This window comes from Arthrobacter sp. ov407 (assembly GCF_900102895.1).
Lineage (GTDB): Bacteria > Actinomycetota > Actinomycetes > Actinomycetales > Micrococcaceae > Arthrobacter.
Genome location: NZ_FNGD01000001.1, coordinates 313,503 through 333,652, shown reverse-complemented (window position 1 = coordinate 333,652; position 20,150 = coordinate 313,503). Strand labels below are relative to the sequence as shown.

Here is a 20,150-nt window from a genome sequence, read left to right as displayed (position 1 = left end):
AGAAATGGCAAATCTTCGATTTGTGTCAAATTTGCATGACACAAGGTGTAAAACTGGAGCAACGGGAAGGGGGCACGGCGTCTTTGCTTAGACAGCGGCTGATCCGCGGTGCGGATCGACACGGCGAGGCTCTGGGGCCGCGCGCGCGGGTCCTCGTGTGCCAGTTGCCGCTGGCCGTGATGATGGCCGTAGTGGTGCTCGCTGCCCCGGCCGCGTGGCCCGGTCTTCCGGAGAGCACCTTGTGCCGGTTCGCACTCGTCCTGCAGGCCGCGCTCCTTGCGGCCTGCGTCCTGGTCCCCTGGCACCGCTTTGGACCGTTGGCGCCGCTCCTTATCCCCGTCCTGGACCTGATCGCGATCGGACTGCTCCGGGACGGCACCTCGGCCGGCCTGCCGGATCCCGGTGTGCTCTCGGTCCTGCCGGTGGTGTGGATTTCGGCGTCCAGCCTGTCAGCCCCCGCGAGCCTTTCGCTCAGCTTCTCGGTGCCACTGCTGGCCTCCCTGCCCTGGCTCCTTGCGGACCGCGCGGCACCGCTTGCAGCCAGCACGGCCGAAGCCGTGCTGGTGCCGCTGATGATGCTCGCGGTCTCCCTGGCCATGCATTTCACCCGGACGCGCCTGCGGCACGAACAGAGGCGGATCAAATCCAAGGAAGCCGAGCTGGAGGTCCTGCTCGCGGACAGCAGGGAACGCGAACAGCTCCTGAACACCATTCTTGACACTGTCGACGTCGGGATCGTGGCAGTCGACGCCGCTGGCCGGCGTCTGCTGACCAACAGCTGGCAGACCCAGCTGGAGGAATCCGCGGCCACCGCGCCCCGCCCGGCGGGGCAGTTGCCGGCGGCGGAGTTGCTCGAGGAAGAAGGCCAGCTCCTGCTGACCGGGCAAGACAGAAGCACCCCGCTGCCCCTGGAGCGCCGTCCCATCCGGCGGGCGCTGGCCGGCGAGTCCTTTGCCGACTACCTTGTCTGCTTCGGTGAGGCGGCGGCCGGCCGGGTCGTCTCGACGGGAGCCCGGCCACTGAAGGACGACGCCGGTGACTTCCGCGGAGCCGTAGTGATTTTCAACGAGGTCACCGGCCTGGTGGACGCCCTGGCAGCCAAGGACGAGGTGGTTTCCACCGTCTCCCACGAATTCCGCACGCCGCTGACGTCCATCATCGGCAACCTGGACCTGGTGCTGGCCGACACGGAGGGCCTGGACAGTCCGGTGGTACGCCGTGTCGAAGTTGCCCAGCGCAACGCGGAGCGGCTCCTGGCCCTGGTCTCGGACCTTCTCATGTCCGCCAGTGCCGCGGTCCATGTCCATCCCCGCCGCACTGACCTCGCGGGGCTCGTGGAGGCGAGCCTGGGCTCGGCGCAGGCACATGCCCAGGCGTCCCGCGTCTGCCTCGCCATGGACGTTCGGGGCCCACTCTGGGCCCACGTGGATCCGCTCCGGATCAGCCAGGCCCTGGACAACCTCGTTTCCAACGCGATCAAGTACTCACCCGACGGCGGCTCCGTGCGGGTCTCCGCCAGCACCGGCGACGGCCTGGTACGCCTCCACGTCGAGGACACCGGCATGGGCATGACGGCCGCCGACGCCGGGCGGGTCTTCACCCGCTTCTTCCGCAGCCCGGCCGTCCGGGACGGTTCCATTCCGGGCGCCGGCCTGGGGCTGTCCATCACGAAGGCCATCGTGGAACGGCACGGCGGATCCATCTCCTGCCGCACCCGTCCGGGCCACGGAAGCACCTTCACACTCGAACTTCCCGCCGATGGGCCCCCGGCCGCCTTCTAGTGCCACGTCCTCGTGCCACGTATCAATGGTTGCGTCGGGATTTCCCCATCTTCGGGGGCCCCGGCCGACGTGTTGCGCCGAACCGCCGGCGTCTAGCGGTTACGTGCCGGCAAAGGTGGGGGAAATCCGCGGCGATTTTTATGCCCGCAGTGCGCGGGTCAGTTCGGCCCGGGCCAGCATGCCGCTATCTGTTGGGTAGGCCACTTCCTCAAGCACCAGCGGATGCGGGGCAGCCAGCACGGACTTGGCGTCCCGCTGCCGGGCGAGGAGCCTCTCGTAGAGCCAGCCCGGGGCCTCTACGCCCTCCCCCACGTACAGCGCCGAGCCCACCAGGGAGCGGACCATGTTGTGGCAGAACGCGTCGGCCTGCACAGTGGCGACAATGACGCCGTCGGTGCCGCGGCTGAATTCGAAGCGCTGCAGTTCACGGATGGTCGTGGCGCCTTCGCGGGGCTTGCAGTACGAGCGGAAATCCTGCAGTCCGAGCAGCGGTGCGGCGCCCTCGTTGAGGAGTCCGACGTCAATCGGGTCCTTGTGCCACAGGGTGGAGGCGCGCGCCAGCGGGTCCCACAGCGCGGGGCCGTCGGCGATCCGGTAGGAATAGCGGCGCCAGAGGGCGGAGAACCGGGCATCGAAGCCCTCGGGCGCTAGGCTCACCCTGTGCACCGCGATCGCGCCGCTGAGCTCGCCCAGGCCCCGGCTTAAGGCGCCGCGGATGCGGCGGAGCAGGGCAACGGCGGGATCCAGTTCAGCGCCCCGGTTCAGGCCCAGCCACTCCGCCTCGGTGAGGTCGAGGTGGACCACTTGGCCGCGGGCGTGCACGCCGGCGTCGGTGCGGCCGGCGACCGTGACGCGGATGGGGCGGCGGATCAGCAGCGCGAGGGCTTCCTCCAGGACGCCCTGCACGGTGCGCAGGCCCGGCTGCACAGCCCACCCGTTGAACGGGCCGCCGTCGTACGCCACATCAAGCCGGATACGCAAAAACCCGCCGCCCCCCAAGACGGGGGCAGCGGGTTTGAGCTCGTTCATAGACTTAAGTCTATAAGAAAGATTTAGCGAATTACTTCGCGTCCTTCTCGGACTCAGCGGCTGCTTCCTCAGCGGCCGGAGCCTCTTCGGTAGCTGCGGCTTCGGTCTCGGCGACCTCAGCCTCGGGAGCCTCTTCGGTCTCGGCAACCGGAGCTGCTTCGGCCTTCTCGGCGTCCTTCTTGTCCGCATCGCGCTTGGCGGCAGAGGTAGCCTCGGCTACAACGGCCTGCTTCGCGGAAACCGGCTCGAGAACCAGTTCGATGACAGCCATGGGAGCGTTGTCGCCCTTGCGGTTGCCGATCTTGGTGATGCGGGTGTAGCCGCCATCGCGGTTCTCCACTGCCTGTGCAATGTCGGTGAACAGCTCGTGGACGATGCCCTTGTTGCTGATCAGGCCGAGTACACGACGGCGGGAAGAAAGGTCGCCACGCTTGGCGAAAGTCACCAGGCGCTCGGCGTACGGCTTCAGGCGCTTGGCCTTGGTCACCGTGGTGGTGATCCGCTTGTGCTCGAAAAGTGCGGCGGACAGGTTCGCGAGCATAAGACGCTCGTGAGCCGCTCCGCCTCCGAGGCGCGGACCCTTAGCGGGGGTAGGCATAATAGTTTCTCCTCATTGGAAGCCGTTGGGCTGCGCACACCAGGGTGCATCCAGCCAGCCGGCCAAGATCTGTTGGTTAGAGCTCGTCGTCGCTGAACGCGGCGTCGTCCTCTTCGATGGCTGCGGCACGTGCTGCGAGATCGAAACCGGGAGGGGAGTCCTTGAGGGACAGGCCCAGTTCGACCAGCTTGGCCTTGACCTCATCGATGGACTTCGCACCGAAGTTGCGGATGTCCATGAGGTCAGCCTCGGAGCGGGCAACGAGTTCACCCACGGTGTGGATGCCCTCACGCTTGAGGCAGTTGTAGGAACGGACCGTCAGGTCCAGATCCTCGATCGGCAGAGCCATGTCGGCTGCCAGGGCAGCGTCCGTCGGCGACGGGCCGATCTCGATACCTTCAGCTGCGGTGTTCAGCTCGCGGGCCAGACCGAACAGTTCCACCAGGGTGGTACCTGCCGAAGCAACGGCGTCGCGCGGGGCGATTGCCTGCTTGGTCTCGACGTCGACAATGAGCTTGTCGAAGTCAGTGCGCTGCTCAACACGGGTAGCTTCCACGCGGAAAGTAACCTTCAGGACCGGCGAGTAGATCGAGTCGACCGGGATGCGGCCGATCTCGGAGTCGCCGGACTTGTTCTGAGCTGCCGAAACGTAGCCGCGACCGCGCTCGATGGTCAGTTCGAGTTCGAACTTGCCCTTCGAGTTCAGCGTGGCAATGTGCAGATCCGGGTTGTGGAATTCGACGCCGGCCGGCGGAGCGATGTCCGCGGCGGTGACGACTCCCGGGCCCTGCTTGCGCAGGTAAGCAACAACCGGCTCATCGTGCTCGGAGGAAACCGACAGGTTCTTGATGTTCAGGATGATCTCAGTGACATCTTCCTTGACACCCGGAACCGTGGTGAACTCGTGCAGCACGCCATCGATCCGGATGCTCGTTACAGAGGCACCGGGGATGGAGGAGAGCAGGGTACGGCGGAGGGAGTTTCCGAGGGTGTAACCAAAGCCCGGCTCCAGCGGTTCGATGATGAACCTGGAGCGGTTTTCGGAGACGACCTCTTCGGAGAGGGTGGGGCGCTGTGCAATGAGCACTTAGGTTTCCTTTCGGCGAGCATCCGCTATATGACGCAACACAGGTGGTGGAAAGATCGGTCTGAAGACTTAACGCGGCCGGGCCTGCCCGGACCGGTGAGGGTCCGGGCAAGCTCCTGGCGCTGGAAAGCCTTAGACGCGGCGGCGCTTCGGCGGACGGCAGCCGTTGTGGGCGCTGGGGGTGACGTCCTGGATGGAGCCAACTTCGAGGCCAGCGGCCTGCAGCGAACGGATGGCGGTTTCGCGTCCGGAACCCGGTCCCTTGACGAACACGTCAACCTTGCGCATGCCGTGCTCCTGTGCACGCTTTGCGGCGGCTTCGGCGGCCATCTGGGCAGCGAACGGGGTGGACTTACGCGAGCCCTTGAAGCCAACCTCACCGGACGAAGCCCAGGAGATGACAGCACCGTTCGGGTCCGTGATGGACACGATGGTGTTGTTAAAGGTGCTCTTGATGTGCGCCTGGCCCAGCGCGATATTCTTCTTGTCCTTCTTACGCGGCTTGCGAACCGCGCCACGAGTCTTCGGGGGCATTTTTTCTCCTACAGAAAGTTATTGGGGGAAAGCCTCGTTAATCCCTCAGGGATTAACGGGCCTTCTTCTTGCCTGCGACGGTGCGCTTCGGACCCTTGCGGGTACGTGCGTTCGTCTTCGTACGCTGACCGCGCACTGGCAGGCCCTTGCGGTGGCGAATACCTTCGTAGCTGCCGATTTCAACCTTGCGGCGGATATCAGCGGCCACTTCGCGGCGAAGGTCACCCTCAACCTTGTAGTTGCCTTCAATGTAGTCACGCAGCTCAACCAGCTGTGCGTCCGTCAGGTCCTTGACCCGAACGTCAGCGCTGATGCCGGTAGCAGCCAGGGTTTCGTGTGCACGGGTCTTGCCCACGCCGTAGATGTAAGTAAGCGCAATTTCCAACCGCTTTTCGCGGGGAATGTCTACGCCAGCGAGACGAGCCATATTGGCAGTACTCCTTGTATAAACCGGAGGTCGTAGGCAGTACACCCGCATTTTCACTGCGGCCCCAGCCTCCGACCGGGGGTTAGCTGTCCGGGCTCATACGTCCCAGTTCAGCTTGTGCTGCCTTTATTTACTTGCGTGGGTTAGCAACCCAGGGTTTCCCGTGAAGGAAATTAGCCCTGGCGCTGCTTGTGGCGCGGGTTCTCGCAGATCACCATGACCCGGCCATTACGGCGGATCACTTTGCACTTTTCGCAGATCTGCTTGACGCTCGGCTTGACCTTCATGGCGTTCCTTTGCGTGTGTCAGCTGGACCGGCCCTCGGCTGTTGCTCTGGCCGCCCAGTGTTTACTTGTAGCGGTAGACGATACGACCACGTGTCAGGTCGTAAGGGCTCAGCTCCACCACTACGCGGTCCTCAGGGAGGATCCTGATGTAGTGCTGGCGCATCTTTCCAGAGATGTGTGCCAGAACGATGTGCTTGTTGGTGAGCTCAACGCGAAACATCGCGTTGGGCAGCGCCTCGGTCACAACGCCCTCGATCTCAATGACCCCGTCCTTCTTGGCCATACCCTCCGCTAACTGTTGTTGCCGCAGCCTCCCGGTTTGCACCGGTCATGACCGCGGACGTTTTTGATTGGTTGGTTGGTGCCACCCGACCACAAAAGGGCACAACGGGGCAGACAACCAACAGACAACACTACGCCATTGCGGTCCGATTGTTAAATCCGGAGTTAAATCCAGCCATCCTAGCGCACTCAGCGTCCGTACGCACCTAACGTCCCGGCCGCCGTCGTCACGGCCTCCGCCCGGGAGATCCCATCGAGGATGGCAAGCCGTACGACGTCGGCGGCCGCGCTCTGCAGTGTAATGAGGCTTATCTGCCGGGCCGTCGGGGTGCTGCGGTCAAGCGCGACGGCGCCCGTCGCCAGGGCGAACACGGTGTCGCCGTCGGCGAGGGTGTGGCTCGGCGCCAGCGCCCGGGCCAGTCCGGCATGGGCCGCCGAGGCCGTCCGCTTGCAGTCCGCCTTGTCCAGGACGGCATCGGTGGCGACGACGACAAGGGTGGTGTTGAGCGGAGGCGGTGCCCCCGGATCTGTGCCACCGTTCCCGGTTTCCGACCCAACAGCCGAAACCCTCTGCGTGCTCGCTCGTTCCTCGCTTAGACGCACGCTGCCGGGTTCCGTCTGCTGTGCCGGTGTGCCGAATGGCAGTCCCAGCGCATTAACCACCGCTAGCGCCGCTACAACGACCCCATTGTCTAGGGTGACGGAGGCTGTGCCCACTCCCCCCTTGTATTGCCCCCGGCCGATTGCCGCTCCCGTGCCTGCGCCGACGTTGCCGCGTTCGACGTCGTGCCCTTCTCTCTGCTGGGCGGCGGCCGCCGTGGCCGCGTAGCCCATCGCCTCGTCGGGACGGGCGGAGAAATCGCCGCCGCGGCCCAGATCGAAGATAGCGGCCGCCGGCACGATCGGAACAAGCCCGCCGGGGACCTGGAAGCCGCGGCCGTTCTCCTCGCACCAGCGCATGGCCCCGCCCGCGGCTGCGAGGCCAAAGGCGCTTCCCCCGGTCAGGACCACGGCGTCCACGGCCTGGGACAGCGTGGTGGGATCCAGCGAGTCCGTCTCATGCGTCGCGGGACCCCCGCCCCGGACGTCGACCGAGCCCACCGTGCCCGGCGGCGGGAGAACCACCGTCACACCGCTCAGCCAGCCGTCGCCGGACTTCTGCACATGGCCTATCCGGATCCCGGCGACATCGGTGATCGCTCCCGTTGCTCCCATGGCTCTATTGTGCGCCCCGGCGCGGGCCACTGCCTGCATCCGCCTCCATCGATTTTACGAATCGCGCCCCAGATGTCTGTAGCCCAAACAAGCGTTATGTAATACTGCATGCAACACAGCGTTAACGGGCAACGAAGCCTTGGACAACAAAGCTCTACTGGGGTCTTGCGCGGGGATCTGCCCACCAGCCGTGTGGTGAAGTGATAGCAAGGTATCCCCGCCCACCCGTCTGCCACCGGCAGGCATGGAACCGTTAGAGACCTGAATGACGCGACAATTGACCGACCGGCCCCGCGCCGTCGTCGAGGCCAAATCCGCTCCGACGCCACGTGCCCGCTGGTCCGCCCGAACCCGCAGGGACTTCTTTGTCTTCCTGGCCCTGGCCCTCCCCAACCTTCTCCTGATTGCGGTGTTCACCTACCTCCCGCTCTTCAACAACATTTACTACTCCACCCTGGACTGGACGCTGGGCTCAGCTTCGGCCACGGTGGTCGGCTTCGAGAACTACGTCACCTTCTTCACGAGTCCGGACGCCGCCGAGGTTCTGGGCACCACCGCCGTTTTCACACTCGTCACCGTCGGCGGTTCGATGATCCTGGGCTTGCTGGTGGCCCTCGCCCTCAACTCCAGGATCCGCGGCACAACTTTCGCCCGCTCAGCCGTCTTTGCCCCATATGTGCTCAGCGGCGTCGGCGTCGGCCTGGTCTGGCTGTTCATTTTCGACCCCGGCTATGGAGTGCTCGCCTGGCTGCTGCGCGGCATCGGCCAGCAGAGCCCGCAGTGGATCAACGATCCCCAGCTGTCTCTGGTCATGGTCATCATCGTCTACGTCTGGAAGAACCTCGGCTACTGCGCGGTGGTCTACCTTGCCGGCCTTCAGTCGCTGCCGCAGGATGTCATGGAAGCAGCGTCGCTGGATGGCGCCAACGGCTTCCGGCGCTTTCTGAGCATGTCCCTGCCGCTGCTCTCCCCCACCACGTTTTTCCTGCTCATCACCACCATGCTCAGCTCGCTGCAGGCCTTTGACCTGATCCGGATCATGACCCCGCTGGGCAACGGGACCAGCACATTGATTTATGAGGCCTATCTCCAGGCCTTCGGGGCGTTCAACCGCGCGGGCTATTCGGCCGCGATCTCGGTGATTCTGTTCGCCATCCTGCTCATCATCACCCTGCTGCAGCTGCGGTTCGTCGAACGGAAGGTGCACTACTCGTGAGCACGCTCTCGCCTGTCAGCCCTGACCCTGCCGCCAATGCCGGCCCTGCTTCGGCTGCCGATTCCGCTGCCGACGCAGGTCCCGAGGTTCCGCAGCAGCGCCACAAGCCGTTCTCCCGGGCCAACCTGACCCAGACGATCGCTGGCGGCTACCTTCCGCTCGTCCTCGCAACTCTGGTGGTGTTCCTGCCGCTGCTGTGGATGGTGCTGAGTTCCTTCAAGCAACCCGGCGAAATCATCACCATGGATTTGAGGATCCTGCCGGAGAGCCTGAACTTCGAAAACTACAACACGGCCATGACCACCGTGCCGTTCGCCCAGTTCTTCGCGAACAGCCTGATCGTCACCGGCGTGGGCGCCACCATCAAAGTCCTCCTGGCCATCCTGACGGCCTACGCGCTCGTGTTTGTCCGTTTCCCATTCAAGAACGCCATCTTCGTGCTGATCCTTGTGGCCCTGATGGTCCCGCCGCAGGTGTCCATCCTGCCCAATTACATCCTGATCGCAGGCATGGGCGGCAAGAACACCCTGTGGGGCATCATCCTCCCTGGCCTTGGTACGGCGTTCGGAACGTTCCTGCTGCGCCAGCACTTCATGACGCTTCCCGCCTCCATCCTGGAATCGGCTGAGATCGACGGCGCCGGCCACTGGCGCCGCCTATGGCGGATCGTGGTGCCGGTCTCCGGCCCCTCGATCGCCACGGTCGCACTCGTTGTCGTGGTGAGCGAATGGAATGACTACATCTGGCCGCTCATCATCACGGACCGCCCTGAAACCATGACGCTGCCAGTTGGCCTGACGCTGCTGCAGAACTCCGAGAGCAACGGCGCCGGCTGGGGCATCCTGATGGCCGGTGCCGTCCTGGTGATCGTGCCCATTCTGCTGGTCTTCGCAGCCCTGCAGCGCTACATCGTGGCCGGCCTTACCCAGGGCAGCGTCACCGGATGACTCCGCCTGCCAAAGCTTCCGTTCGAACACAGTCACCACCAAATCATCAACGAGTCAGCATCATCGAGAGGATCCACCATGGCATTGAATCTTGACCGCAGGCACTTCCTGGGACTGGCGGGGGCCGGCGCCGGCGCCGCCGCACTGAGCGCTTGCGGAGGCCCATCCACCACAGGGACCACCGCCGGGGCCGGTGCTGCCGACATCGATTTCAGCGGGGTCAAGCCCGCAGCCTCGATCGATTTTTGGACCAACCACCCGGGCAAGTCCCAGGATGTGGAGAAGGCCATCATCGAGAAGTTCCATGCCAAGTACCCGGAGATCAAGGTCAACCTGATCACCGCCGGGGCCAACTACGAGGAAATCGCGCAGAAGTTCCAGACCTCCCAGGCGGCAAAGTCTGCCTTACCCGGCCTCGTGGTCCTCTCCGATGTCTGGTGGTTCCGATACTTCACCAACGGCAACATCATTTCCCTCGACAGCCTGATCAAGCAGCTCGACATCAAGGTGGACGATTTCCAGAAGTCGCTCGTCGCGGACTACAAGTACGCCGACAAACAGTGGGCCCTCCCCTATGGCCGCTCCACGCCACTGTTCTACTACAACAAGGACCACTTCAAGGCGGCGGGTCTGCCGGACCGCGCCCCGAAGACTTGGCAGGAATTCGGTGAGTGGGCTCCGAAGCTCAAGGCCAGCTCCGGGACCCAGTACGCCTACATCTACCCAGCGCTGGCCGGCTACGCGGGCTGGACCCTGCAGAACATCCTGTGGGGCTGGGGCGGCAGCTGGTCGAACGAGTGGACCATGAACTGCGATTCCGCCGAGTCCGTCGCGGCCCTGCAGTGGGCCCAGGACTCGATCTACAAGGACAAGTGGGCCGGCGTGTCCTCCAAGGAAGCCGCGGACGACTTCGCCGCAGGCATCACGTCGACCACCATCTCCTCAACCGGATCACTGCTGGGTGTCCTGAAATCCGCCAAGTTCAACGTGGGCGTCGGATACCTCCCGGGCGGCCCGAAGGCGGAGAGCGGCGTCTGCCCCACGGGTGGAGCCGGGCTCGGCATCCCCAGCGGTGTCAGCAAGGAAGTCCAGCTCGCGGCCGCCACGTTCCTGAAGTTCATGACGGAACCGGAAAACACAGCGGCATTCTCCGCGGCCACCGGCTACATGCCCACCCGCACGTCCGCTGACATGGGCGCCGTGCTGGCCAAGACCCCACAGATCAAGACCGCCATGGACCAGCTCGCCGTGACCCGCGTCCAGGACAACGCGCGCGTGTTCCTGCCCGGCGCGGACCAGGAGATGGCCAAGGCCGCCGCGGCAATCCTCACCCAGCAGGGCGACGTCAAGGCCACCATGGCCGGGCTCAAGACGACCCTCGAGGGGATCTACACCAAGGACGTGAAGCCCAAGCTCAAGAGCTAGCTTCGCTGGTGACACGCAAAATCCCTGGCGCTGCCGGTATTCCGGCGTCGCCAGGGATTTTGGGTGTCACCAGAAATCTCGAGCGTCGCCAGGAATCTTGAGCGTCGCTAGGGGCGTACGGCTTGGGGATGGGGACGGGCGGTTGGTGCCATCACGGTCGCGCACCGGACGTGGGAGCGGATCTAACCGGGAAGTGTTTTGTACCCAAAGTCTTCAAGAAAGTAACTCTGGTCGTTGAGTTCCACTCGTGTGTAGCGCCGGTTCGGGACTTTGAATCCGTTGTACGCCGAGCCGAACACAACCAGGGCTTCTGCAGCGACCGTCATCCAGAACTGCTTCGCCAAGTCGTCCGTGAAGGTGCAGTTGACCAAGTGCTTGGTCCGCAGTTGTGCCCTCACTGCGCTGCCAAACGTGATGAATCTGAATAATAGGAACGGCAGCCCCGTGTCAGGGTCGACGCCATACTCACGGGAAGTTGTAAAGGGAATCATTCCGCCGGGATGGACGAGGTTGAAAACCTCCGTGGTGTACGGGCTCCCGGTCACCAGCCATTCAAGGTACACGCCGGTGTCAACATCCACGACCCGTTGATCGTAGCTGTCCGGAACTGCTTCAACTTTGAACATGTCGATTTCTCCCCCGGTAGACCAGAGGCGGCGTCACTCTCGCATTGTGCGAGCCATGATTTCAGCCCAGTGAAATCAAACAATAGTCGCCGGCCCGGCTCCAGCGTGGACTCCCGCGTACCCTAGTTCGACTTGTTGCCGTTGCAGAGACAACCAATAGCCCGACGGTGTCATGGAATCGGGACGGACCCGGCGGACGGGCACGGTTTCGCGGCTCCACTTTCCGTCCGACGCCCTAAATCCCTGACGCTGCCGTACTCCGGCGTCGCCAGGGATTCTTCGCGTCGCCGGAGCCAAAGGGCGTCGCATGCGCGTCGCCGCGCGGCCGTCGCCGGGTGCCGGGTGCCGGGGCTAGGGGATCGGGACGGGCACGACGCCGAGGGGCGCCAGTTTCGCCGCTCCCCCGTCCGGCGCCGAGAGGACCCAGATCCCCTTCTCGTGCACGGCGACGGAGTGCTCCCACTGGCAGGAGCGCTTGCCGTCGGTTGTGACAACGGTCCAGTCGTCGTCGAGGACGGCGGTGTCGATGCTGCCGCGGACCAGCATGGGCTCGATTGCAAGGCACAGCCCCGGGCGGATTTTCGGCCCGCGGTGGCTGGTGCGGTAGTTCAGCACGTCCGGAGCCATGTGCATCTCGGAGCCGATGCCGTGGCCCACATAGTCCTCCAGGATGCCCAGCGGCTTGCCGGGCACGGAGGAGACGTAGTCGTCCACCGCATTGCCGATGTCACCCACGAATTTTCCGGTGGCCAGGGCTGCGATACCACGCCACATGGCTTCCTCGGTGACCTCGGACAGGCGCACGTCCTCGGGATCGGCGGCGCCGACAATCACGGTCCGCGCCGAATCCGAGTGCCAGCCGTCCACGATCGCGCCGCCGTCGATCGAAATGATGTCCCCGTCCTGCAGCACCCGGCTGCCGGGGATGCCGTGGACCACTTCTTCATTCACCGACGTGCAGATCGTGGCCGGGAACCCGTGGTAGCCGAGGAAGTTGGACTTGGCGCCGGCGTCCTGGAGCACGGCAGCGAAAACCTCGTCCAGCCGGGCCGTGGTGACGCCCGGGGCCGCGGCGGCCACCGCTGCGTCCAGTGCCCGGCTCAGGACAAGCCCGGCCTCGTGCATCGTGCGCATCTGGGCGTTGGTCTTGTATTCAATGCGTGCCTGGCCGAATGCCATGAGTACCTCAGTGTTTTCTCTCGCGGTCCCGGTTGCGCTTCAACCCGGGCCTCCACCTTGGGTCATCAACCCAAGTCTTCAAACTCTATTCTCCCGCACCGGCACAGCGGCCAGGAACGGACTGCCCGCTGGCCGCCCAACAGCGAAGGGCGCGTCCCGTACACGATGGTACGGAACGCGCCCTTAAGTACTGCGTCTGTGTCCTGCGTTAGCCGCAATGTGCAAGCGTGGATCAGGCGGTCTGGGCCGACTTGATCGCTTCCATGACGCGCTCGGTGACTTCGTCGATGCCGCCGATGCCGTCCACCTGAGTCAGGATGCCGCGCTCGGCATACTTGGCCACGACGGGTTCGGTCTGCTCGTGGTACAGGTCCAGCCGGTGACGGATAACGCCTTCGTTGTCGTCGCTGCGGCCGGTTTCCTTGGCACGGCCCAGGAGGCGGGTGACCAGTTCCTCGTCGTGCGCGGTGAGCTGGAGGACGACGTCGAGCTTCTGGTCGGCGCCGGCGAGGATGTCATCGAGGTAATCCACCTGTGCGGTGGTGCGGGGGTAGCCGTCCAGCAGGAAGCCTGCCTCGACGTCGTCCTCGCTGAGGCGGTCGCGCACCATCTTGTTGGTGACGCTGTCCGGGACGAAGTCGCCGGCGTCCATGTACTTCTTGGCTTCGACGCCGAGCGGAGTCTCACCCTTGACGTTGGCGCGGAAGATGTCTCCGGTGGAGATCGCAACGACGCCGAGGCGTTCCGAAATGCGTTCTGCCTGCGTTCCCTTGCCGGAGCCGGGAGGTCCGATAATCAACATTCTCGTCATCGCAAAAGCCCTTCGTAGTGACGTTGCTGTAGTTGCGCATCGATCTGCTTCACGGTCTCCAGACCGACGCCCACCATGATCAGGATCGAGGTGCCGCCGAACGGGAAGTTCTGGTTCGCGTTGATCAGGACAAGTGCAACCAGCGGGATCAGTGCCACGAAGCCGAGGTAAAAGGCTCCGGCCAGGGTGATCCGGGATAGGACGTACTGAAGATAGTCCGCGGTCGGCTTGCCGGCGCGGATGCCCGGAATGAAGCCACCGTACTTCTTCATGTTGTCCGAGACCTCTTCAGGGTTGAAAGTAATCGCAACATAGAAGTAGGTGAAAAACACAATCATGGCGAAATACAGTGCCATATAGATCGGGTGGTCGCCCTTGGTGAGGTTGTTGTTGATCCACTCAACCCAAGGCTGCATCGGCTCGCCGGGCTTGGGCTGGTTGAACTGTGAGATCAGCCCCGGCAGGTACAGCATGGACGATGCAAAGATGACGGGCACGACGCCGGCCATGTTCACCTTGATGGGGATGTACGTGCTGGTTCCGCCGACGGTGCGGCGGCCGATCATGCGCTTGGCGTACTGCACCGGGATCCGGCGCTGGGACTGCTCCACGAAGACCACGAGGGCCACGGTGAGCAGGCCGATAACCAGGACCAGGAAGAAGGTGCCGGGGCCCTGGGCCTTCCAGATCGCACCGAGCGAGCCCGGGAAGCCTGCCGCGATGGACGTGAAGATGAGCAGGGACATGCCGTTGCCGACGCCCTTCTCGGTCACGAGCTCGCCCATCCACATGATCAGGCCGGTGCCGGCCGTGAGCGTGATGACGATCAGGACGGTGGTGACGATGGAGCTGTCCGGGATGATGGGCAGCTGGCAGTTAGGCAGCAGCTGGCCGGACCGTGCCAGCGACACCAGTGTCGTGGCGTTGAGCAGGCCGAGCGCGATCGTGAGGTACCGGGTGTACTGGGTCAGCTTCGACTGCCCGGATGCGCCCTCCTCATACAGCTGCTGGAACCGGGGAATGACCACCCGGAGCAGCTGGACGATGATGCTGGCGGTGATATAGGGCATGATGCCCAGGGCAAAGATGGACACCTGCAGCAATGCACCGCCGCTGAACAGGTTGACGAGCTGGTAGATCCCGCCCGAGGTCTGACCATTCTGCAAGCATTGCTGGACATTCTGGTAGCTCACACCAGGCGAGGGGATGAAGGCACCCAAGCGGAAGATTGTGATGATTCCCAGCGTGAACAACAACTTGCGTCGCAGATCAGGCGTGCGAAAGGCCCGGCCAAATGCGCTAAGCAAGCGTCCTCCTGAGTAATAAGTAAAGTCGTGTGAGATAGGTCAAATAAACCCAACAACCGAGTCTAACGGGTGGATGCGTCCGGCGAACAATCGGCAGGGCCCGAAAAGTGAAAAAAACTCCCGGCACCGGGGGCCGGAGCCCCTGGTACCGGGAGTTTTCAACAACGGGCAACTGCCCCGCCGCCTCGTTAGAGGGCGGTGGTGCTTCCGCCTGCTGCGGCAATCTTGTCAGCAGCGCTGGCCGAGAATGCGTGGACGGTGACGTCAACCTTGACGGTGATGTCGCCGGTGCCCAGCACCTTGACGGGCTGGTTCTTGCGAACGGCACCCTTTTCGACCAGGTTCTCCACGGTGACTGCGCCACCTTCCGGGAACAGCTCGTTGAGCTTGTCCAGGTTTACAACCTGGTACTCAACCCGGAACGGATTCTTGAAGCCGCGCAGCTTCGGCAGGCGCATGTGCAGCGGCAGCTGGCCGCCGGCAAAGCCAGCCTTGATCTGGTAGCGGGCCTTCGTACCCTTGGTACCGCGACCAGCGGTCTTACCCTTGGAACCTTCACCACGACCAACACGGGTCTTGGCGGTCTTGGCACCCGGGGCGGGACGCAGGTGGTGAACCTTCAGTGCGTTCTGCTTCTCAGCGGCGCCCTGTGCCTTTTCGGCGGTGTTCTTCTCTGCCATTTACTTCGCCTCCTCTACCTTTACCAGGTGCGGAACCGTGTTGAGCATCCCGACGGTCACGGCGTCGGCGGTGCGGACAACGGTGTGTCCGATCCGCTTCAGGCCGAGGGACCGCAGGGTGTCGCGCTGGTTCTGCTTGCCGCCAATGGCGGACTTGATCTGAGTGATCTCCAACTTTGCGTCGGAGACAAGCACGTTCTTAGCCATGACTCAGACACCTGCCTTCTGGTTCAGGAGAGCCTTCACCATTGCCGGCGGAGCGATCTCATCGAGCGGGAGGCCGCGGCGTGCTGCCACTGCTGCCGGCTCTTCGAGGCGCTTCAGGGCATCAACGGTCGCGTGAACGATGTTGATGGCGTTGGAGGAACCGAGCGACTTGGAGAGGATGTCGTGGATGCCCACGCACTCCAGTACTGCACGGACCGGGCCACCGGCGATAACACCGGTACCGGCGGAAGCCGGACGCAGCATGACGACGCCAGCGGCGGCCTCACCCTGAACGCGGTGCGGGATGGTGCTGCCGATGCGGGGAACGCGGAAGAAGGACTTCTTGGCCTCTTCAACGCCCTTCGCGATGGCGGCGGGAACTTCCTTGGCCTTGCCGTAGCCGACGCCGACCATGCCGTTGCCGTCACCGACGACGACGAGGGCGGTGAAGCTGAAGCGACGACCACCCTTGACGACCTTGGAAACACGGTTGATGGTTACAACGCGCTCTACGAACTGGCTCTTCTCGGCCTCGCGGCCGCCGTCACGGCCACCACGGCCGCCACGGTCGCCACGGCCCTGGCCGCGGTCGCCACGCTCGCCACGACGGGCGCCACCACGGCGGTCGTCAGTGGTAGCAGGCGCAGCGGTCTCAGTTGCCGGAGCAGCTACAGCTTCAGTCACCTGAATGTCCTTTTCGTTATTTTCGGTCACAGTGCCAGCCCACCTTCACGTGCGCCGTCAGCGACGGCGGCGATCCGGCCGTGGTACTTGTTACCACCGCGGTCGAAGACAACTGCTTCGATACCGGCAGCCTTGGCACGCTCGGCGACCAGTTCGCCAACGCGCTTGGCCTTGGCGGTCTTGTCACCGTCGAATGCACGAAGGTCGGCTTCCAGTGTGGAGGCGCTAGCCACGGTCAGGCCCTTGGTGTCATCGACAACCTGGACGAATACGTGACGTGCGGAACGGTTGACGACCAGACGCGGGCGTACAGCCGTACCGGAGATGCGCTTGCGGATACGAAGCTGGCGGCGGCTGCGCTGGGCAGACTTGCTCTTGTTCGTACGCTTCTTGTTAATTGCGATCGCCATGGTTACTTACCAGCCTTTCCGACCTTGCGGCGGATGACTTCGCCTGCGTAACGGATGCCCTTGCCCTTGTAGGGGTCCGGCTTCCGCAGCTTGCGAATGTTGGCAGCAACCTCGCCGACCTGCTGCTTGGAGATACCTGAAACAGAGAGCTTGGTCGGGGTCTCAACTGCAAAGGTGATGCCGTTCGGTGCCGAGACGTTAACCGGGTGGCTGTAACCCAGAGCGAACTCCAGGTCAGAACCCTTGGCCTGGACGCGGTAACCAGTACCGACAATCTCAAGCTTCTTCTCGTAGCCTGCGGTGACACCCTGGATCATGTTGGCGATCAGGGTGCGGGTCAGGCCGTGCAGCGAACGTGAGGCGCGCTCGTCGTTCGGGCGGGCGACAGTCAGGGTGCCTTCTTCCAGGGAAACCTCGATCGGGCTGGCCACAGTGTGGCTCAGCTCGCCTTTGGAACCCTTGACGCTGACGACAGAGCCGTCAACCTTGACCTCAACGCCGGCAGGAACGGTGATGGGGAGACGTCCAATACGTGACATTATTCTCTTCCTTTCCCGTTACCAGACGTAAGCGAGGACTTCGCCGCCCACGCCCTTCTTGCCGGCCTGCTTGTCAGTCAAGAGGCCGGAAGAGGTGGACAGGATTGCGACACCCAGGCCACCGAGCACGTGCGGCAGGTTGGTGGACTTTGCGTAAACGCGCAGTCCCGGCTTGGAAATACGACGAACGCCAGCGATTGAACGCTCGCGGTTCGGACCGAACTTGAGCTCGAGGGTCAGCTTCTTGCCAACCTCAGCGTCTTCTTCTTTCCAGGAGGCGATGTAGCCTTCAGCCTTCAGGATGTCGGCAACGCGTGCCTTGAGCTTGCTGTACGGCATGGACACGGAATCGTGGTATGCCGAGTTAGCGTTGCGCAGACGCGTAAGCATGTCTGCGACGGGATCTGTCATTGTCATGTGGGCTCTTGCCCTTCCTCATAACGGTTTCCGCCGTGCTGGTTGTCCCGAACAGAATTCGGAAAGGAGCGCGGACGGACCTTTTACGTAGCTAGATTAATCTTCGGTCTTGAACGGGAAGCCAAGCGCCTTGAGCAGCGCGCGGCCTTCGTCGTCGGTCTTGGCAGTGGTCACGACGGTGATGTCCATGCCGCGAACGCGGTCGATGGAATCCTGGTCGATCTCGTGGAACATAACCTGCTCGGTCAGACCGAAGGTGTAGTTGCCGTTGCCATCGAACTGCTTGCCGCTGAGGCCACGGAAGTCACGGATACGCGGCAGAGCCAGCGTGACCAGACGGTCCAGGAATTCCCACATGCGGTCCCCACGCAGAGTTGCGTGTGCACCGATCGGCATGCCTTCGCGCAGCTTGAACTGTGCGATCGACTTGCGGGCCTTGGTTACCTGCGGCTTCTGGCCGGTGATCAGGGTCAGATCGCGGACAGCGCCGTCGATCAGCTTGGAGTCCTTGGCGGCATCTCCAACACCCATGTTCACAACGACCTTGACCAGGCGGGGAACCTGGTTGACGTTCTGGTACTTGAATTCCTCAGTCAGCGTGTTCTTGATGGAATCGGCGTACTTGGTCTTCAGACGAGGAACGATCTTGCTTTCCGGAGTCTCGAGAGTCTCAGTCATTAGATGTCCTTCCCTGAGCTCTTGGCCACGCGGACACGCACTTCGCGCTTCACGCCATCGCGCTCAACGGTCTCGGTGCGGAAACCGACGCGGGTGGGCTTCTTGGTGGACGGGTCAACCAGAGCCACGTTGGAGATGTGGATCGAAGCCTCGACGACCTCGATGCCACCGGTCTTGGTGCCGCGCTGCGACTGACCGACCTTGGTGTGCTTGGTTACGCGGTTAATGCCTTCAACCAACACGCGGTTGGTCTCCGGGAATACGCGCAGAACCTTGCCCTGCTTGCCTTTGTCGCCGCCGCGCTCAGCCTTGGCGCCAGTGATGACCTGAACGAGGTCACCCTTTTTGATCTTAGCCATGGACTAGAGCACCTCCGGAGCCAGAGAAACGATCTTCATGAACTTCTTGTCGCGAAGTTCACGACCAACCGGTCCGAAGATACGGGTACCGCGGGGGTCACCGTCGTTCTTCAGGATGACGGCTGCGTTCTCGTCAAACTTGATGTAGGAACCATCCGCACGGCGGCGTTCCTTCTTGGTACGGACGATGACAGCCTTGACGACGTCGCCCTTCTTTACGTTGCCGCCCGGAATTGCGTCCTTGACGGTAGCGACGATTACGTCGCCAATGCCTGCGTAGCGACGGCCAGATCCACCGAGAACGCGAATGGTAAGGATTTCCTTAGCACCCGTGTTGTCGGCGACCTTGAGTCGCGACTCCTGCTGAATCACTATTTACTCCTTGCGTCGCGCTGGTTCTCAGACCGAAAATCTTCCTACGGAATGAGCCTTGCGGAACGGTTGATCGGGGTGTCTCTTGACCTGCCTGGATTTTGCCAGAACCAGGCCTAAACGCCCGTGCCAAAAACATTTGCTTCCCAAGCGGTTCCCGACGAGTCGGGGCGCAAGGGGGCACTATGCCGTGGCACGATTGTTTACGAGGTTGATGACGGCGCACTAAAGGCGCCATACAAACTCAAAATCTTAGCACGTTTTGGGCGTATCCCCATATCACAGCCATGGTGCCAGCACACGCCAGCCCACGCTCCCGACGGCGTCGCTGCAGCGACCGCCGGCAACGCAGAAGCCCCCGCTCTCCCAAAGGGGAACGAGGGCTTCTGCTGTATCACCAGGCAACAAGTGCAGGTGTTACTTGGCCTTCTCGAGGATCTCGACCAGACGCCACCGCTTGGTAGCGGAGAGCGGGCGGGTCTCGGCGAGGAGCACGAGGTCGCCGATGCCGGCGCTGTTCTCTTCGTCGTGAGCCTTGATCTTGGCGTTGCGGCGGATGACCTTGCCGTAGAGGGCGTGCTTCACGCGGTCTTCGACCTGGACAGTGATGGTCTTTTCCATCTTGTCCGAGACGACATAGCCGCGCTTCGTCTTACGGTAACCGCGCTCGTCAGCCTTGGCTGCGTCGGAAACAGTTTCCGTCACGTTCTCGTCCTTTTCACTCACTTGGCATCCTCCTCGGTCTCAACCGTTTCAGCCTTTTCAGCCTTCTTGGTTGCAGCCTTCTTGGACTTCTTCTCTTCCTTGGCTTCCACAACCGGTGCGGCAACCTCGGCACGAATGCCGAGCTCGCGCTCACGGAGAACGGTGTAGATGCGGGCGATGTCCTTCTTTACCGCGCGCAGACGACCGTGGTTCTCCAGCTGACCGGTGGCGGACTGGAAACGCAGGTTGAACAGCTCTTCCTTGGCCTTGCGGAGTTCTTCAACGAGACGCTCGTTGTCGAAACCGTCCAGCTGTGCGGATGCAAGTTCCTTGGATCCTACTGCCATT

27 protein-coding genes are annotated in these 20,150 nt (G+C 63.1%); 4 read left to right on the top strand and 23 right to left on the bottom strand.

Annotated elements, in window-relative coordinates; all coding sequences use genetic code 11:
• Positions 1-83 precede the first annotated feature (83 nt).
• Positions 84-1,781, top strand: coding sequence for a sensor histidine kinase (locus BLS42_RS01600; RefSeq protein ID WP_371129482.1), 1,698 nt, complete (start codon positions 84-86; stop codon positions 1,779-1,781).
• A gap of 138 nt (positions 1,782-1,919) precedes the next feature.
• On the opposite strand, the gene BLS42_RS01595 is transcribed toward BLS42_RS01600, so the two are convergent.
• The 8 genes from BLS42_RS01595 to BLS42_RS01560 all read right to left on the bottom strand — a co-directional run bounded on the left by BLS42_RS01595 (position 1,920) and on the right by BLS42_RS01560 (position 7,240).
• Positions 1,920-2,810, bottom strand: a complete 891-nt coding sequence (locus BLS42_RS01595; RefSeq protein ID WP_176803094.1) for a tRNA pseudouridine synthase A — start codon at positions 2,808-2,810, stop codon at positions 1,920-1,922.
• A gap of 31 nt (positions 2,811-2,841) precedes the next feature.
• Positions 2,842-3,408, bottom strand: coding sequence for a 50S ribosomal protein L17 (gene rplQ, locus BLS42_RS01590; RefSeq protein WP_090575335.1), 567 nt, complete (start codon positions 3,406-3,408; stop codon positions 2,842-2,844).
• Between the two features lie 76 nt (positions 3,409-3,484).
• Positions 3,485-4,495: a DNA-directed RNA polymerase subunit alpha gene (locus BLS42_RS01585; RefSeq protein WP_018773683.1), complete on the bottom strand. Its 1,011-nt coding sequence runs from the start codon at positions 4,493-4,495 to the stop codon at positions 3,485-3,487.
• Positions 4,496-4,627: 132 nt separating this feature from the next.
• Positions 4,628-5,029, bottom strand: a complete 402-nt coding sequence (gene rpsK, locus BLS42_RS01580) for a 30S ribosomal protein S11 (RefSeq protein ID WP_018773682.1) — start codon at positions 5,027-5,029, stop codon at positions 4,628-4,630.
• Positions 5,030-5,081: 52 nt separating this feature from the next.
• Positions 5,082-5,456 (bottom strand): 30S ribosomal protein S13, encoded by a 375-nt coding sequence (rpsM, locus tag BLS42_RS01575; protein WP_028275004.1) that lies wholly within the window; start codon positions 5,454-5,456, stop codon positions 5,082-5,084.
• A 173-nt stretch (positions 5,457-5,629) separates the two neighbouring features.
• Entirely contained in the window at positions 5,630-5,743 is a 114-nt protein-coding gene (rpmJ, locus tag BLS42_RS01570; RefSeq protein WP_009358722.1) for a 50S ribosomal protein L36, read from the bottom strand.
• Between the two features lie 61 nt (positions 5,744-5,804).
• A complete protein-coding gene (infA, locus tag BLS42_RS01565) occupies positions 5,805-6,026 on the bottom strand; it encodes a translation initiation factor IF-1 (protein WP_009358723.1) in 222 nt (73 codons plus the stop codon).
• Between the two features lie 188 nt (positions 6,027-6,214).
• On the bottom strand, positions 6,215-7,240 hold the full coding sequence (locus tag BLS42_RS01560; protein WP_090575332.1) for a P1 family peptidase: 1,026 nt from the start codon (positions 7,238-7,240) through the stop codon (positions 6,215-6,217).
• A gap of 265 nt (positions 7,241-7,505) precedes the next feature.
• On the opposite strand from BLS42_RS01560, the gene BLS42_RS01555 reads away from it, so the two are divergent.
• The 3 genes from BLS42_RS01555 (at position 7,506) to BLS42_RS01545 (ending at position 10,828) form a co-directional block, all read left to right on the top strand.
• On the top strand, positions 7,506-8,456 hold the full coding sequence (locus BLS42_RS01555; protein WP_218122062.1) for a carbohydrate ABC transporter permease: 951 nt from the start codon (positions 7,506-7,508) through the stop codon (positions 8,454-8,456).
• Positions 8,453-9,403 carry a carbohydrate ABC transporter permease gene (locus BLS42_RS01550; protein WP_090575329.1) on the top strand — a complete coding sequence of 317 codons (951 nt, stop codon included), beginning with the start codon at positions 8,453-8,455 and terminating at the stop codon, positions 9,401-9,403. The genes BLS42_RS01555 and BLS42_RS01550 overlap by 4 nt, the downstream gene beginning before the upstream one ends.
• Before the next feature lie 78 nt (positions 9,404-9,481).
• Complete coding sequence (locus tag BLS42_RS01545; protein ID WP_090575326.1) at positions 9,482-10,828, top strand: ABC transporter substrate-binding protein; 1,347 nt, start codon at positions 9,482-9,484, stop codon at positions 10,826-10,828.
• A gap of 182 nt (positions 10,829-11,010) precedes the next feature.
• On the opposite strand, the gene BLS42_RS01540 is transcribed toward BLS42_RS01545, so the two are convergent.
• From BLS42_RS01540 to rpmC, 15 genes are all read right to left on the bottom strand, one after another.
• A complete protein-coding gene (locus BLS42_RS01540; RefSeq protein WP_090575323.1) occupies positions 11,011-11,454 on the bottom strand; it encodes a hypothetical protein in 444 nt (147 codons plus the stop codon).
• Between the two features lie 351 nt (positions 11,455-11,805).
• Entirely contained in the window at positions 11,806-12,633 is an 828-nt protein-coding gene (map, locus tag BLS42_RS01535; RefSeq protein ID WP_090575320.1) for a type I methionyl aminopeptidase, read from the bottom strand.
• A gap of 232 nt (positions 12,634-12,865) precedes the next feature.
• The gene (locus BLS42_RS01530) at positions 12,866-13,435 is read right to left on the bottom strand and encodes an adenylate kinase (protein WP_176803122.1); all 570 of its coding nucleotides are present in this window, start codon (positions 13,433-13,435) and stop codon (positions 12,866-12,868) included.
• A gap of 5 nt (positions 13,436-13,440) precedes the next feature.
• Positions 13,441-14,751: a preprotein translocase subunit SecY gene (secY, locus tag BLS42_RS01525; RefSeq protein ID WP_090575314.1), complete on the bottom strand. Its 1,311-nt coding sequence runs from the start codon at positions 14,749-14,751 to the stop codon at positions 13,441-13,443.
• A 188-nt stretch (positions 14,752-14,939) separates the two neighbouring features.
• On the bottom strand, positions 14,940-15,431 hold the full coding sequence (gene rplO, locus BLS42_RS01520) for a 50S ribosomal protein L15 (protein ID WP_018773677.1): 492 nt from the start codon (positions 15,429-15,431) through the stop codon (positions 14,940-14,942).
• A complete protein-coding gene (gene rpmD / locus BLS42_RS01515) occupies positions 15,432-15,638 on the bottom strand; it encodes a 50S ribosomal protein L30 (protein ID WP_018773676.1) in 207 nt (68 codons plus the stop codon).
• A gap of 3 nt (positions 15,639-15,641) precedes the next feature.
• A complete protein-coding gene (gene rpsE / locus BLS42_RS01510) occupies positions 15,642-16,322 on the bottom strand; it encodes a 30S ribosomal protein S5 (protein WP_173403037.1) in 681 nt (226 codons plus the stop codon).
• 26 nt (positions 16,323-16,348) lie between these two features.
• Positions 16,349-16,732 carry a 50S ribosomal protein L18 gene (rplR, locus tag BLS42_RS01505; protein WP_018773674.1) on the bottom strand — a complete coding sequence of 128 codons (384 nt, stop codon included), beginning with the start codon at positions 16,730-16,732 and terminating at the stop codon, positions 16,349-16,351.
• A 2-nt stretch (positions 16,733-16,734) separates the two neighbouring features.
• A complete protein-coding gene (rplF, locus tag BLS42_RS01500) occupies positions 16,735-17,271 on the bottom strand; it encodes a 50S ribosomal protein L6 (RefSeq protein ID WP_090575311.1) in 537 nt (178 codons plus the stop codon).
• Positions 17,272-17,289: 18 nt separating this feature from the next.
• The gene (gene rpsH, locus BLS42_RS01495; protein ID WP_056425243.1) at positions 17,290-17,688 is read right to left on the bottom strand and encodes a 30S ribosomal protein S8; all 399 of its coding nucleotides are present in this window, start codon (positions 17,686-17,688) and stop codon (positions 17,290-17,292) included.
• 96 nt (positions 17,689-17,784) lie between these two features.
• Positions 17,785-18,366, bottom strand: a complete 582-nt coding sequence (rplE, locus tag BLS42_RS01490) for a 50S ribosomal protein L5 (RefSeq protein WP_090575308.1) — start codon at positions 18,364-18,366, stop codon at positions 17,785-17,787.
• Positions 18,366-18,725: a 50S ribosomal protein L24 gene (gene rplX / locus BLS42_RS01485; protein ID WP_024366125.1), complete on the bottom strand. Its 360-nt coding sequence runs from the start codon at positions 18,723-18,725 to the stop codon at positions 18,366-18,368. Before rplX ends, rplE begins: the two co-directional genes overlap by 1 nt.
• Positions 18,726-18,728: 3 nt before the next feature.
• A complete protein-coding gene (rplN, locus tag BLS42_RS01480; protein ID WP_003803789.1) occupies positions 18,729-19,097 on the bottom strand; it encodes a 50S ribosomal protein L14 in 369 nt (122 codons plus the stop codon).
• A 417-nt stretch (positions 19,098-19,514) separates the two neighbouring features.
• Complete coding sequence (gene rpsQ / locus BLS42_RS01475; RefSeq protein ID WP_018773670.1) at positions 19,515-19,823, bottom strand: 30S ribosomal protein S17; 309 nt, start codon at positions 19,821-19,823, stop codon at positions 19,515-19,517.
• Complete coding sequence (gene rpmC / locus BLS42_RS20720; RefSeq protein ID WP_066436863.1) at positions 19,820-20,149, bottom strand: 50S ribosomal protein L29; 330 nt, start codon at positions 20,147-20,149, stop codon at positions 19,820-19,822. The genes rpsQ and rpmC overlap by 4 nt, the downstream gene beginning before the upstream one ends.
• Position 20,150: the final 1 nt, after the last annotated feature.

Bases quoted from the DNA above. Each gene is read 5' to 3' on its own strand.
- BLS42_RS01595 (WP_176803094.1), bottom strand. From the start codon at position 2,810: ATGAACGAGCTCAAACCCGCTGCCCCCGTCTTGGGGGGCGGCGGGTTT.
- rplQ (WP_090575335.1), bottom strand. From the start codon at position 3,408: ATGCCTACCCCCGCTAAGGGTCCGCGCCTCGGAGGCGGAGCGGCTCAC.
- rpsK (WP_018773682.1), bottom strand. From the start codon at position 5,029: ATGCCCCCGAAGACTCGTGGCGCGGTTCGCAAGCCGCGTAAGAAGGAC.
- rpsM (WP_028275004.1), bottom strand. From the start codon at position 5,456: ATGGCTCGTCTCGCTGGCGTAGACATTCCCCGCGAAAAGCGGTTGGAA.
- rpmJ (WP_009358722.1), bottom strand. From the start codon at position 5,743: ATGAAGGTCAAGCCGAGCGTCAAGCAGATCTGCGAAAAGTGCAAAGTG.
- infA (WP_009358723.1), bottom strand. From the start codon at position 6,026: ATGGCCAAGAAGGACGGGGTCATTGAGATCGAGGGCGTTGTGACCGAG.
- BLS42_RS01560 (WP_090575332.1), bottom strand. From the start codon at position 7,240: ATGGGAGCAACGGGAGCGATCACCGATGTCGCCGGGATCCGGATAGGC.
- BLS42_RS01555 (WP_218122062.1), top strand. From the start codon at position 7,506: ATGACGCGACAATTGACCGACCGGCCCCGCGCCGTCGTCGAGGCCAAA.
- BLS42_RS01545 (WP_090575326.1), top strand. From the start codon at position 9,482: ATGGCATTGAATCTTGACCGCAGGCACTTCCTGGGACTGGCGGGGGCC.
- BLS42_RS01540 (WP_090575323.1), bottom strand. From the start codon at position 11,454: ATGTTCAAAGTTGAAGCAGTTCCGGACAGCTACGATCAACGGGTCGTG.
- map (WP_090575320.1), bottom strand. From the start codon at position 12,633: ATGGCATTCGGCCAGGCACGCATTGAATACAAGACCAACGCCCAGATG.
- BLS42_RS01530 (WP_176803122.1), bottom strand. From the start codon at position 13,435: ATGTTGATTATCGGACCTCCCGGCTCCGGCAAGGGAACGCAGGCAGAA.
- rplO (WP_018773677.1), bottom strand. From the start codon at position 15,431: ATGGCAGAGAAGAACACCGCCGAAAAGGCACAGGGCGCCGCTGAGAAG.
- rpmD (WP_018773676.1), bottom strand. From the start codon at position 15,638: ATGGCTAAGAACGTGCTTGTCTCCGACGCAAAGTTGGAGATCACTCAG.
- rplR (WP_018773674.1), bottom strand. From the start codon at position 16,732: ATGGCGATCGCAATTAACAAGAAGCGTACGAACAAGAGCAAGTCTGCC.
- rplF (WP_090575311.1), bottom strand. From the start codon at position 17,271: ATGTCACGTATTGGACGTCTCCCCATCACCGTTCCTGCCGGCGTTGAG.
- rpsH (WP_056425243.1), bottom strand. From the start codon at position 17,688: ATGACAATGACAGATCCCGTCGCAGACATGCTTACGCGTCTGCGCAAC.
- rplE (WP_090575308.1), bottom strand. From the start codon at position 18,366: ATGACTGAGACTCTCGAGACTCCGGAAAGCAAGATCGTTCCTCGTCTG.
- rplX (WP_024366125.1), bottom strand. From the start codon at position 18,725: ATGGCTAAGATCAAAAAGGGTGACCTCGTTCAGGTCATCACTGGCGCC.
- rpmC (WP_066436863.1), bottom strand. From the start codon at position 20,149: ATGGCAGTAGGATCCAAGGAACTTGCATCCGCACAGCTGGACGGTTTC.